The 11,915-nt window shown below is 62.7% G+C and carries 9 protein-coding genes and 1 tRNA gene; 1 reads left to right on the top strand and 9 read right to left on the bottom strand.

Translation table 11 applies throughout. The features are described 5' to 3' along the window. Positions 1–31 precede the first annotated feature (31 nt). Entirely contained in the window at positions 32–685 is a 654-nt protein-coding gene (locus tag MUY37_RS04755; protein ID WP_499194246.1) for a TetR/AcrR family transcriptional regulator, read from the bottom strand. Positions 686–1,001: 316 nt separating this feature from the next. Beyond that, positions 1,002–1,078: transfer RNA gene (locus MUY37_RS04750), tRNA-Arg, on the bottom strand. Between the two features lie 61 nt (positions 1,079–1,139). On the opposite strand from MUY37_RS04750, the gene MUY37_RS04745 reads away from it, so the two are divergent. Then, positions 1,140–1,868, top strand: a complete 729-nt coding sequence (locus MUY37_RS04745; protein ID WP_499194245.1) for a queuosine precursor transporter — start codon at positions 1,140–1,142, stop codon at positions 1,866–1,868. A gap of 53 nt (positions 1,869–1,921) precedes the next feature. On the opposite strand, the gene MUY37_RS04740 is transcribed toward MUY37_RS04745, so the two are convergent. From MUY37_RS04740 to MUY37_RS04710, 7 genes are all read right to left on the bottom strand, one after another. Beyond that, a complete protein-coding gene (locus MUY37_RS04740) occupies positions 1,922–4,882 on the bottom strand; it encodes a TonB-dependent receptor (protein WP_499194244.1) in 2,961 nt (986 codons plus the stop codon). 204 nt (positions 4,883–5,086) lie between these two features. After that, positions 5,087–6,112: a P-type DNA transfer ATPase VirB11 gene (gene virB11, locus MUY37_RS04735; protein ID WP_499194243.1), complete on the bottom strand. Its 1,026-nt coding sequence runs from the start codon at positions 6,110–6,112 to the stop codon at positions 5,087–5,089. A gap of 14 nt (positions 6,113–6,126) precedes the next feature. Then, complete coding sequence (locus MUY37_RS04730; protein WP_499194242.1) at positions 6,127–7,257, bottom strand: TrbI/VirB10 family protein; 1,131 nt, start codon at positions 7,255–7,257, stop codon at positions 6,127–6,129. 3 nt (positions 7,258–7,260) lie between these two features. Further along, positions 7,261–8,034 carry a TrbG/VirB9 family P-type conjugative transfer protein gene (locus tag MUY37_RS04725; RefSeq protein WP_499194241.1) on the bottom strand — a complete coding sequence of 258 codons (774 nt, stop codon included), beginning with the start codon at positions 8,032–8,034 and terminating at the stop codon, positions 7,261–7,263. After that, positions 8,031–9,206: a TrbL/VirB6 family protein gene (locus MUY37_RS04720; protein ID WP_499194240.1), complete on the bottom strand. Its 1,176-nt coding sequence runs from the start codon at positions 9,204–9,206 to the stop codon at positions 8,031–8,033. The genes MUY37_RS04725 and MUY37_RS04720 overlap by 4 nt, the downstream gene beginning before the upstream one ends. Beyond that, positions 9,203–11,641 (bottom strand): VirB4 family type IV secretion/conjugal transfer ATPase, encoded by a 2,439-nt coding sequence (locus tag MUY37_RS04715; RefSeq protein WP_499194239.1) that lies wholly within the window; start codon positions 11,639–11,641, stop codon positions 9,203–9,205. Before MUY37_RS04715 ends, MUY37_RS04720 begins: the two co-directional genes overlap by 4 nt. After that, positions 11,631–11,915, bottom strand: coding sequence for a VirB3 family type IV secretion system protein (locus MUY37_RS04710; RefSeq protein WP_499194238.1), 285 nt, complete (start codon positions 11,913–11,915; stop codon positions 11,631–11,633). The genes MUY37_RS04715 and MUY37_RS04710 overlap by 11 nt, the downstream gene beginning before the upstream one ends.

Genomic DNA, 11,915 nt, shown 5'->3' with positions numbered 1-11,915 from the left:
AATTCGGACCAATTCCGTTTCTCATATCGTGTTAATTCGTGGGTTTTTCGGCACCCGCTAGACGCAAGGCCGCCGTGACCAACTGGTCGATCACATCGTCCGCTGATCGCTGGCCGCCCGGCGAATACCAAGTCGGTATCCAACTGATCAGCCCCCCGATCCAGACGGCAACGAAGGAGTCGGTATCCTCGCGAAACTCGCCGGCCTCGATACCCTCGCGGATCAATTCCGCAATCTGGTGATCGAAAGAGTGCCTCAGCCGCAAAATACGCTCGTGGTCGTCAGCACTCAGATGCTTCATCTCGCGCTGGTAAACGACGACGTATTCCTGCCGATCGATCACGATCCTGCCGACCTGCCGCACGACCTCGGCAAGCAGGTCGCGATGGTTCTTGTGATCGCCGGCCAAGGTGGCCTCGAGAACCGCCAGCGCTTCGCTGATCCCCACTTCGCAGATCGCGGCGAGGATGGCTTCCTTGTTCTTGAAGTAGGAATAAAGGAACGGCTTCGTGACGCCGAGCTGTTCGGCGACGTTGTCCAGCGTGCAGCTACTGTAGCCGCTCTGGTAGAACAATCGGCTCGCAACCTCGATAATGCGATTGGTTTTGAAGGCTACGAATTCGCTCTTGAGAGAGACATTGTCCGCGCCCACGGCCCTGCGCGTTTTTCTGGCTACAGCTGACATAGCCGTACCATCGCTGATCTGGAGCGTTCGAGCAATTCCATCTCCCGTGCGGTGGATTTTCCTCCACCATCGAGAAGATGATGGCAAAAAAAGGATATACTGGCCAGTATTTTTTTCAGTTTATCGGTATGCAGCGTTCGAGCCGATGGGCTACAGGGTGTAGGCGCCCCGATCGACGAGGCCGATCGGCCCTTGTTTCGGCAGATCGAAATGACCCGAAGCATGGGCGCTCCGCGCATCGAAGAGAAGGCCAGCCGCCGAGAACCATCCCGGACACGCTCGCCTCCGATGTGCGGCTGCCCAAAATTGCCCGAAATGGCGCGCCCGGCAGGACTCGAACCTGCAACTCCAAGCTTAGAAGGCTCGTGCTCTATCCAGTTGAACTACGGGCGCGCGCTGGGTGTGCCATAACGTGCCTTTCGCCAGTGGCCAATCGGCTCTAACCCACTTTGTCATGGAAAACCCATCGCAGGCCCCCGCGACCACCGCACCCCGTTTCCGTTACTACGATCTGGTGATGGCAGCCTTTGTCACCATTCTGCTGCTGTCCAACCTGATCGGCGCCTCCAAACCGAGCTACGTCACCTTGCCGATCATCGGCGAATGGTCGTTCGGCGCAGGCGTACTGTTCTTTCCGGTCAGCTACATCATCGGCGACATCCTGACCGAGGTGTACGGCTATGCCCGCGCGCGTCGGGTTATCTGGACCGGATTTGCCGCCCTGCTGTTCATGGCCTTCATGGCCTGGGTGGTCGTGCAACTGCCCCCTGCCGATGGCTGGCCGGGACAAGAGGCCTATGAATTCGTCTTCGGCAATTCCTGGCGCATCGTACTCGCCTCAATGGTCGCCTTCTGGGCGGGCGAATTCGCCAACAGCTACGTGCTCGCCAAAATGAAGGTCTGGACGCAGGGGCGACACCTGTGGATGCGCACGATCGGCTCGACAGTGGTCGGGCAAGGGCTAGACAGCATGATTTTCTACCCGCTGGCCTTTTGGGGCCTCGCCGGCTGGCCGGTCGAGCTGCTGTGGCAGGTTGTTCTCTCGCAATGGGCGATCAAGACGGCCTGGGAAGCGCTGCTCACCCCGGTGACTTACGCGGTGGTCGGCGCCCTGAAGCGCGCGGAGGGCGTAGAGGTCTTCGATACCGACACCGATTTTTCTCCCTTTGCATCGGCCAGGTAGAACAAAAAGGGGCGACCCGCAGGCCGCCCCTCCCTCCCCCAATGAAGGCGTGATCAGAACTTCGCGCCAACCGCGATGCCGTAGCGCCGCGGGTCGAGCGTGAAAATGTTGGTGAAATTGCCCGACGAGGCGTCGGTCACATAGAGACCCGTCACGGAATTGCTGTCAAAGATATTCTGGACGAAGCCACGGACGAACCAGCGATTGTCGGTGCCATTGAGCTGGATCGATGCGTTCGCCTGAACGAAGGGTTCGATCCGATTGACGTTGCCGTTGAAGACATTGCCGTACTGTTCCCCCGTATAGGCGAGATCGAATCGCGGCACGAGCGACATCCCATTGTCGAATTCGGCCGTGTACTGAACCCCGATCGATGCTTTGTACTCAGGCGCCTGAGGCAAGCGATTGCCCCGCAGGTTGACTTCGACACCGGGGCTCAGAACATCGATCGGCCCGAGCGGAGCGAAGGCCGGGTTGGCCGTCTGCGCGGTGAGCACGCTGCAGATGCTGAACGCCCCGTTTGAAGCGATCCCGCCATCAGACGGAAACGCTCCCGGTGCGCGGAGGCCGAGATTGGCATTCACCGCAGTAACGAAGGCATTGGCGCCCGCGCCGGTAACCGCGCATAGCGAGCCGTTCGAAATGTCCTTGATGATGACGGCATTCGGATCGCCGCCACCGGGATCGCGCGGGTTGCTGAAGAACTGATCGCCCGCCACCTTCGCATTGAGGTAGCTGATGTTCATATTGATCAGCCAGTTGTAGCTGGGACGCAGGATCGTCTCCAGCTCGAGCCCCCAGATATTGGCATCGATCGTATCGTTGACCGAGGTACGCGCAACAATGCGGCTAAGCTGAAGGTCCTTGTATTTATAATAGAAACCCGTGAGGTTGATCTGCGCGGCCCCGTTCAGGAACGTGTTCTTGGAGCCGATTTCGAACGCGTCGATCTGTTCCGACCCGAAACTATCCGTCACGGCGAAAATGGGCGAAAGCGGTGGGTTTATGCCGCCGGATTTGTAGCCCCGCGAATAGGAGACATAGAGCGTGTTGTCGGGCGAAATTTCGTAATCGAGCACCGCGCGCCCGGTGATCGCATCGAAGCTGACCTCGCGTTCCTGCAAGAGCTGATTCCCCGGCAGGGCGTCATCGGCATCGTAGCCGCCGACGAAGGGCGATGTGAACGGATCACCATTGCCGAAGGGGTTGAGAAAATCTGCCAGCGTAGTGCGCGCGGATACTCTCTTGCTGTCGTCATTGTAGCGCAAACCACCGGTGAACTGCAGGCGATCGGTGATGTCGATATAGACTTCGCCGAAAATGCCGAAGCTCTTGAGTTTGAAATCCGTCGTATTGTTCCGGTACATCGATGTCGCCAGATAAGACGGAGGCAGCGGCGCGGGATTTCCGTCACCATCGACATTGGCGAAGGCAGCGAATGTTCCCAGCAAGGCCGTCGCGTAATCCAGACCGAAGGAATTGACGTAGTAGCTGTTCTCACTGACATCGGTCTCGGCATAAATGCCGCCGACCAGGAAATTGAACGGCCCGTCGAAGTCACTCGACAGGATCGCCTCGCCCGACCAGGCAGTCTGGTATTGCACCGAACGGTCGAAGCTGAGCGGCACATCCGAGCAGATAGAGTTTCCTTCGAAGGCACCGAGATTGCCATCGTCATTATCGGAGGTGCAAAGCACGCCGTTCGGCCCATTGGGGATCAATGCGGCCGCGATCGGTGCGAAATAGGCGCTCGAGCCCGGAACGAAAGCCGGGGCAGGAGCCGGCAGACCGGTAGGAATGCCGTTGGCGGCAAAGAAAGCGAGCGTGTTGAGCCCGGTCGCATATGCCGACCGGTCGAGTATCCCGAGATTGTAGTCCTGCCGTGAATCGACCGTGGTTTCCTGGTAGATACCCGTCAGCGACAGGTTCATGTTGCCCAGCCCCTGGTCGAGATGAGCTTGCAATTGCAGTTCGTCGGCGAAATATTCCGGCGTGAATGCGGTATTCACCGTCCGCACGTCGTTGGGCTCTACGAAGTTGGAATAGCCATCGCCATCGGTGTCGTACACGCTGCCCAGGGCGAGCGCTTCGGGCAGTCCCTGAATGCGGAACAGTTCGACAGACGTCAGCACGCTCGCCAACGTGGAATCGGCATTGGTACTGTCGAAATCGCGGCGGGTGTTGAGACAACCCAGAACACCCGTCGGATCCCGCTGGCAGGTCTGCTTCTGGATACGCAGACGATCGTCATTCTCACGGAAGTAGAAGGCCATGAGGTCGAGCGTCGTGCTGGCCGTGGGTTCGAAGCGCAGCGAACCGCGCACTGCATACATATCGCGCCCGTCGATATCGCTGTTATCATATAGATTGGTCGTGAAACCATCGCGGTTCAGGTAAAAGCCCGCCGCGCGGAAGGCGATAGCATCGCCCAAGGGCACGTTGACCATGCCCCTTGCCTTGATGCTGTTGTAATTGCCGTATTCGAAATCGGCCGCGGCACTGAAGGTCCCGAGTTCGGGCTTGGCAGTGACCACGTTGACGACGCCCGAGGTCGCATTGCGTCCGAACAGCGTGCCCTGCGGCCCCCGCAGCACCTCGACGCGTTCGAGATCGAAATATTCGGTTTCGAATAGCCGCGTACCGAACAGCGGCGATCCATTGGTGTGGATTGCCGTAGCGCTGTCGCAGGTCACGCCGACGCACAGATCGCCGATACCGCGAATGGTGAAGCTCGAACTGGTGAAGTTCGATTTGGTGAAGGATACGTTGGGCAGGGTCAGTTGTAGATCGCTGGCATTTTCGATCTGCTGCGCTTCGAGCGCTTCAGCGTCGAAGGCGCTGACCGCGATCGGCACTTCCTGCAGGCTTTGTGCCTGGCGCTGCGCGGTAACGATGATGACATTGCTGCTCAGCCGCGGATCTTCGACATCGTCATCGGTCGCCTCTTGCGCAAATGCCGGAAACGAAATCGCGCTCGCACAGATGCCCGCAAGCAGGGAAGCCCTTACCCTCATTAACCCTCTCCTCTCCATGTGGCCGTCTTTTGCGGCCTGTGCGCTCGAAGCTATCATACATTCGTATGCGCGCAAGGGTTTGCGCATGATTGTTGCGCAATCACACCCGGAATTTTAGCAAGTGTTGTTCGATCGGGGCCATTGCGTGCGCGATTGACGCTACGGCATGCGGGCTTCGGAAGAGTCGATCCGGATCTACCCCAATCAGATCAGCGCGCTGCTTTCGGCTATCTGCGCGATGCCGCGCTTGCCCGATCCGTCGCGTCCGAGTTGTACGATCACGTCAATCACACTCGCGGCATAGGCAATGGTATCGCTGCGGGTAAGGCCGATTCCCGTCTGCATGACCATCAGCGAAAGCTGCTCGAGCGCACCACGCAGCGAGTTCGCGTGAATGGTCGAGAAACTGCCCGGATGGCCGGTATTGATCGCGCGCAAGAAGCTGACACTTTCCGCCCCGCGCAATTCGCCCAGCACGATGCGATCGGGCCGCAGCCGCAATGCGGCCTGCAGCAATTCGTTGGCCGTGACCTTGGCTTCGCCCAGCTCCCCTTTAACCGCGACGAGGCCGAGGCCATTTTCGCCGGGCAGCTTGAGCTCGGGTGTGTCTTCCACCAGAACCACGCGCTCGTGCTTCGGTATCTCGCCCAGCATAGCGTTGAGGAAGGTCGTCTTGCCGGTGCTGGTGCCGCCCGAAACCAGAATCGTCCGGCGCTGGCGGATCGCTTCGCGCAGGAAAGCCACCGGTTCCGCCTGGGAGTCCGGCATGACGCCGCGCTGCGACGGTGTCAGCGGCCCGGCGTCGTAGGCATCGAGCGGCAGGTCGAGGCGGCGATGGCGGCGGATGGCCATTGCCCAGTGCTTGCGCGCGGCAGGAGGTCCGCAGAACTGGACGCGCGCCCCGCCGGGCAGGGTAGCACCAAGCAGCGGGTGTTCGCGGTTGATGCCCTGGTGGCTGACACGGGCGACCTGTTCGGCGAGCCGCTGGATCAGCCGGTCGTCGATATCGGGCCGCGCGAGTTTTTGCATCCCGCCCGCCGCGGCGTCCTCCACCCACACCTCACCCGGCCGATTGACGAGAATTTCGGTCACCGTGTCGCGGTCGAGCCATTCGCGAAACGGGGCCAGATAAGCATCGAGATAGACGCTGCGTTCGCCGTGGAGGTCCACGTTCGGCGCGTCTTCTCCGGTTTGGCCGTCCGGCTGGAAAGGATGGATGTCGGCGCTCAACGGTTCGGCCCTGCTCAGCTTACCGAGGAGAAATCGAGGTCGCGCGCGGTGAAGATGCGGATCGGTTCGCCCTGCCGCACTCTGACGGTCGGTCCGCGCTGTCCGTCCTGCTGCGCGGCGGTGGCCGCCGCCGAGGAACTGGCCCCGCCGATCAGCACGCCTGCCGCGCCACCCGTGGCCAGCGAGCCTACACCGCCGACGACCGAGAGCAGCATGGCCGAGCCGAAGCGCTTGAAGAAGCTGTTGCCCGAAACCTTGCCCGCAAGACCCGTCGTTCCGTCGAAACCGATGGCTGGCGAGGCGAGATTGACCGAGGCACCATCCGGGCGGATCAACCGCGTCCAGATGACATAGGCGCGCTTCTGGCCGTTCTGCAGCCCCGACTGGTATTGCCCGATCAGCCGACTGGATCGCGGGACCAGAATTTTCGTCCCATCGAAACTGCGCACGTCCTGGCTGACCACCGCGCGAACATAGCCCGGTACATTGGTATCGATCGCGGTCTCGAGGATCGCGGGAATCAGTGTGCCCTGGGTGACGGTGGTCGCCGGATTGACCATCGCCCTCGCCTGCGCCGGAGCGCCACCAACGCCGCCGATACGGCTGGCGAAGTCACTGGCCGAATTGCCCGTGGTACTGGCGGACTCCGCCCCGCCCGTTGCTCCCGGTTCGGTTATGGCGAGCGTTGCGGGCGAATTGCCCGCATCGAAGACCACCGTGGGATTGGCATAGGGATTGGCCGCAAGGCCCGGCTGGGGCTGCGCGGCCAGAACCGGCTGCGGGGCTGGATCCGGGCGCGGAGCGGGCGCGGCCATCGCGGCAACTGGGGCCACCGGCGTCGCGGCTTGGGGAGGCACTGCAGGCGCGGCCTGGACCGGAGCCTGCTGCCCGCCAATGCCCTCGGGCGGGGCGACACGCGCCGAATTCATGCTCCACAGCGTCACCAAGCCTAGCCCGGCGACGATGGCGATGCCCGCGACCAGACCAAGAGCATCGGATTTGCCCGCAGGACGCGACACCGCCGGGAAGGCGTTGCGCTGCGCCAGATCGATGACCTCCGCATCGGTCTGGTCGCGCGGGTCGACATCGTTGGCGATCCCGGTATCGCCCGCGTTCTTTTCGGGCAGTCGCATGGCTAGACGCATCGTTTACCTCCCCTTCGAGGCGAGAGCGGGCTTACCGCTCGCGGAAGTTGCGGGCCGTTCTGGCCCCGTATTGACCAGTTGGGCGCTGTCCTTGCCCGACCGCAGCACGATCTTGCGCGGAACGCCATCGACCACAATGGTATCGCCGCGCACGGTGAAATTGACCGGGCCTTCCACACCCTCGCTATTGGTAACGAGAATGGCGGGCACATCCTTGCCATTGGGCCACGTAAGGAAGGTGGCGGTCCCATCGTCATAGGTGTTTTCAGGCAGCAATTCGGGAGCACCCGAGGCATTCCAGCCAAAATTTAGACCCGCCGGATCGACCACCGCATAGGGATCGCGCGCAGCTTGCGCTTCGAGCGAATTCGGCCCGGCAGCCATCTGCACGTCCTGTTCCTCTTCCGGCTCGTCCGGATAGGCAAAGCGCATCAGGTAGAGCGGCTTGGCATTGGGATTGGCGACGAGATCGAACAGATAGGTCCGCTTGCTGGTTATGACCGTGAGATTGGTCGAAGCCCGCGCCTCCAGCGGCTTCACGAACAGGATGTTCGCGCGCTTGTTTGGGGTGACCTGCCAGCTCGCGCTGTCGCCGATCGCGACGTTTTCGATCACTTCGTCGTCACCGAACAGGATGCTGGCCTGCACGGTCACCCGGCCTTCGACGCGAACCACCTTGGCCTCGTCATACAGCAACTCGACGAGGCGGGGGTCCTGGGCTGCGGCGGGCGCGGCCAGCAGAGCGAGAGCAAGCGCGGGAATGAGCGCGCGGGTCATGCGTGTTTCTCCATCGAACGGTCCAGGGCCTTGGGCGATGCGGATTTGAACCGGCTGCCAATGCCCGACCCGCGGGCGCGGGCCTTGCTGGTGGGTGATTGCTGGGCGGAACCCGAAGACGTCGCATAAACCTTGGTCACGCGCGCGCCTCCGCCTGCGCCCGGGGAAGCGCCATCATTAGCGGCATGCGCGGTCGGCACTGCCGAAACGTCGATCCTGCGCGCCTGCGAGCTGGCCTGGCTGGCCGCCTGCGCCTGCGTAAGCGCGGCGGCAGGTGCTGCCTGCTGCGGCACCGCGACAGGGGCCGATTTCTCATCCCGGTCGGAGACGAGGCCGAAGACAGTCCAGCCCGCAACCATGGCCCCGGCCACCTTGAGGACGAGGACCATCAAAGCGACATGGACCGCGCCGATCATGAAAAAGGCCATTCCGGCCTGCGGATCGACCTGGCCGGGCGTGGCGGTCAATGCGGTGAGGATCGGCACGGCGAGTTCAAGCATGATACTACCGCCAAGCACTGCAAACAGCGGGGCCAGAGCGCACATGGTCAGCCCCTTGATCCAGCCGGTGAACAATCCGCGCGTGCCGTTGAACAGCGCCATGACCACGAAGATCGGACCCAGCGCGACAAGGACGCCGAGTGCGATTTTGGTCGTCACCAGCAGCCCGACCGTGCCGAGCATGAACAGCATCGCGCCCAGCCACATCATGCCTTCGGGCGAGAAGGCGGAGAATTCTTCATTCGCGCCGCTCGCTTCCTGAATCGCAATGAAAACCACGTCGATTTTCTGTGCGAAGGTATCGGTCGCCGACCCCCTCATTCCAGTCAGGATGCCAGCGAGATAATCGGGCGTTGCGACCGCGAGGTTCCAGACCACGCTTTGATAAGCGATCCAGCTCGTCGCGAAAGTGAGTACGAGGCCAAGCGTCATCATGCGCGGGACAAGGCTGCGAATGCCGATATTGGTGCGCCCGGTCAGCAGGGCGAAGGCGAACAGCGCAATGAACAGCGTGAGGACCAGCGTCAGCACCGTGCCGAGCGATCCGCCCGGCGCGAACAGGCGGCCGAACGCGGCAGCGCTCGCTTCACCCGCAATGCAGTCGACACCGCGCAGCGCGGCGGCGACGCCATTGCCGACCCCTTCGGCGGCCTGCTGGCAATTCACGCTCACTCCGCGGCGAGGCCGAGGGCTTCGACCCCCGCCTCCCCTTCGTCGTTAGCGCCACCCGGCCACTTTGTGCCGGTGAGCGCGGGGAACCATTCGCTGGGCGCATCGCCCAATGCTTCGCGGAGCAGGTCGAGGCGGCGAACCGAGCTTTCCCGGCCCGAAAGCAGCGTCAGCACTTCGGGCGCGCCCGACAGATCGAGCCGCACCACCACGCTCGCATCCGGCTGACGCACGAGGAAACAGCGGCTGTGCGCGGGTAGCGTGCGGATCAGCGCCAGCTCGTGCTCGGTGAGGCCAAAGCCGTCACAATAATCTTCCGGCCGTGCACGGCTGTTGGGCATGAAGACCATGGTCGCGGTCTGCTCGACCAATGCTGTCGAAATGCGGCTTTCGAGTGCATCGCGCGCCGACTGCGTGGCGAAACCGACCAGCGCGTTGCGCTTGCGCAGCGTCTTGAGCCAGTCGCGGATGCGCGCGGCGAAAACCTCGTCGTCGAGCGCCTTCCAGCCCTCGTCGATCAGGATCATGGTCGGCTTGCCGTCCAGCCGCTCCTCGATCCTGTGGAAGAGGTACATCATGGTCGGCGTGCGCAGCTTCGGGTTCTCGAGCAGCGCAGTCATGTCGAAGCCGAGCACGCGCGCGGTCAGGTCGAGCTTGTCGTCGGCATTGTCGAACAGCCAGGCATTCTCACCCGAACCGATCCATGCGCTCAAGCGGTCGGCAAGGTCGCCCGGTTGCGGACGGCGGCTGCCCGAGAGCAGTTCCTTGAAGTGGCGCAGGCGGCGCAAGCTCGCATCATTGGCATAGGTCGCGTCCACCGCTCCCGCGATGGTCGCCTCTTCCTCCGGCCCCTCGGCCTTGAGCAGCACGCCCAGCCAGTCGCGCAGGAAAGCCTTGTTGCCGGGAGTATCGGGCAGCGCGAGCGGGTTTAAGCCGGTCGGTTCGCCCGCGCGGATGGAGTCGTAGCGTCCGCCGATCCCGCGCACGAACAGCTCCGCGCCGCGGTCCTTGTCGAACAGGATGGTGCGGGGGCTGAACTTCTGCGCCTGCGCGGCGAGGAAGTTCATCACCACGGTCTTGCCCGACCCACTCGGCCCGATGACCGAAAAATTGCCCAGGTCGCCGTGGTGGAAATTGAAGAAGAACGGGGTCGCGCTGGTTGTTTCCAGCAGCGTCACCGCCTCGCCCCAGTGATTGCCCTGGGCCTGACCGAGCGCGAAGCCGTGCAGGCTACCGAAGCTGGCCATATTTGCGGAGGAGATCAGCGCACGGCGGACGAGATAGCTCTCATTGCCCGGGAACTGTCCCCAGAAGGCGGGCTCGCAATTGGTATCCTCGCGCACCGCGATCGCGCCGGTATCGGCGAGTGCGGCGGCGCAGGCGGCCATGGCGTCGTCGAGGCGGCCGAGACCCTGTTCCTTGACCATGACAGTCAGGTGATGGTCGCCGAAACCGACCGCGCCATTGCCCAGCGCATCGCGCGCGGCCATCATGTCGGCGCGCTCGGCGGCAGCTTCCTCGTCCGCGCTTTTCAGGCGCCGGATGGCCAGATCCATGCGTTCGCGCGCGGTCTGGCGCTCGGCAGGCGCGTAGCTTTCCGACACGACCATTTCGAACGGCAGGCGCAGCAGGCTGTCGAGCAACCCCGGCGAGGTCGCTTCGGGATAGTCCTTGAGGCCCAGGATCGCGGCAAAATCGGGCGCGCCCGAGCCGCGCATCTCGATCGCATCGAGGCCGAAGCTGACCCGGCGATAGGGCAGCATGTGTCCCAGGTCGACATCGTCGGCAGGCTTGCGCACGGGGCGCATTTCGCCGTTGTAGAGCGCGCTCAAGAGCTCGAGCATTTCCGAATTGGTATGACCCTGCGGTCCGACGTAATCGCCGAGCGGGGTCGCACCGTAAGCAGATAGCGAAGCCACCAGCCCTTGCGAGGCGGCGCGTAAGGATCGCAAATCCTTGGGATCGGCTTCGAGCCGTTCGCCGCCACCGCGCTTGAACTTCTTGCTCATGCGTTCGGCCAGCCCCGCCTTGCCGCGTGCGGGCCGGCGGATCAGCGTAATGAATTGGTCGTTCACGAATAGCTGGCCCGAGCCGAGCCGCTCGCGCCAGCGCTCGTCGATATGGCGGCTGATCGGATCGGGATACTGCGCCTCCAGCTCCACCGAAACGCGGCGGCGGATGACGTGGTGGTAGAGAACGAAACGCGCATCGAGCGTGGAGCGCAGCACCACCTCGCGCGTTGCCGCATGGGCGTTGAGCGCTTCGCTGTCCTCGGTCTCAAACAAGAGTCCGGGAACCTGAATCGCGGTCATCACGCTGCCGTCGCGCAGCAGCATGGTGCTTTCATCGATCAGGCGAAGATAGGGAAGGCGATCGCCCGCCCGCGCTTCCTTCGCGCTCCAGGCAGCGGCGCCCTTCCACTTCTCCTTACGCGGCATAGGAATTGCACCCCCAGCGCTTGTTGTTTGCCACCCGCGGGCATTTGCTGACCTTGGTGATCCACAAGTCGAAGACCCGCGGTTCGCGCAGGCAGGCGAAATAGCCGATGCCGTGCATGACGGCGAAAACCAGCAAGGCCAGCCAGCTTCCGGTGATAAGGAATGCCTCGGTCGTCACCATCCCGTTGATGATGAAGTAATTATACGTCACCCCCGCGAACATCTGCGGTCGCGTCAGCGCGCGGTGAACGGGATGGCGGACCAGCGCGGTCAT

Origin of the sequence: Qipengyuania sp. ABI-127-1, from assembly GCA_022953095.1 — a bacterium.
Lineage (GTDB): Bacteria > Pseudomonadota > Alphaproteobacteria > Sphingomonadales > Sphingomonadaceae > Qipengyuania.
Note: the sequence above shows the minus strand (reverse complement) of the source record. Positions and strands in the feature narration are given on the sequence as shown.

What these genes read in the sequence shown, in the direction of transcription:
- MUY37_RS04755 (WP_499194246.1), bottom strand. Translation starts at nt 685, where the DNA reads ATGTCAGCTGTAGCCAGAAAAACGCGCAGGGCCGTGGGCGCGGACAAT.
- MUY37_RS04745 (WP_499194245.1), top strand. Translation starts at nt 1,140, where the DNA reads ATGGAAAACCCATCGCAGGCCCCCGCGACCACCGCACCCCGTTTCCGT.
- MUY37_RS04740 (WP_499194244.1), bottom strand. Translation starts at nt 4,882, where the DNA reads ATGAGGGTAAGGGCTTCCCTGCTTGCGGGCATCTGTGCGAGCGCGATT.
- MUY37_RS04730 (WP_499194242.1), bottom strand. Translation starts at nt 7,257, where the DNA reads ATGCGTCTAGCCATGCGACTGCCCGAAAAGAACGCGGGCGATACCGGG.
- MUY37_RS04725 (WP_499194241.1), bottom strand. Translation starts at nt 8,034, where the DNA reads ATGACCCGCGCGCTCATTCCCGCGCTTGCTCTCGCTCTGCTGGCCGCG.
- MUY37_RS04715 (WP_499194239.1), bottom strand. Translation starts at nt 11,641, where the DNA reads ATGCCGCGTAAGGAGAAGTGGAAGGGCGCCGCTGCCTGGAGCGCGAAG.
- MUY37_RS04710 (WP_499194238.1), bottom strand. Translation starts at nt 11,915, where the DNA reads ATGACCGCGCTGGTCCGCCATCCCGTTCACCGCGCGCTGACGCGACCG.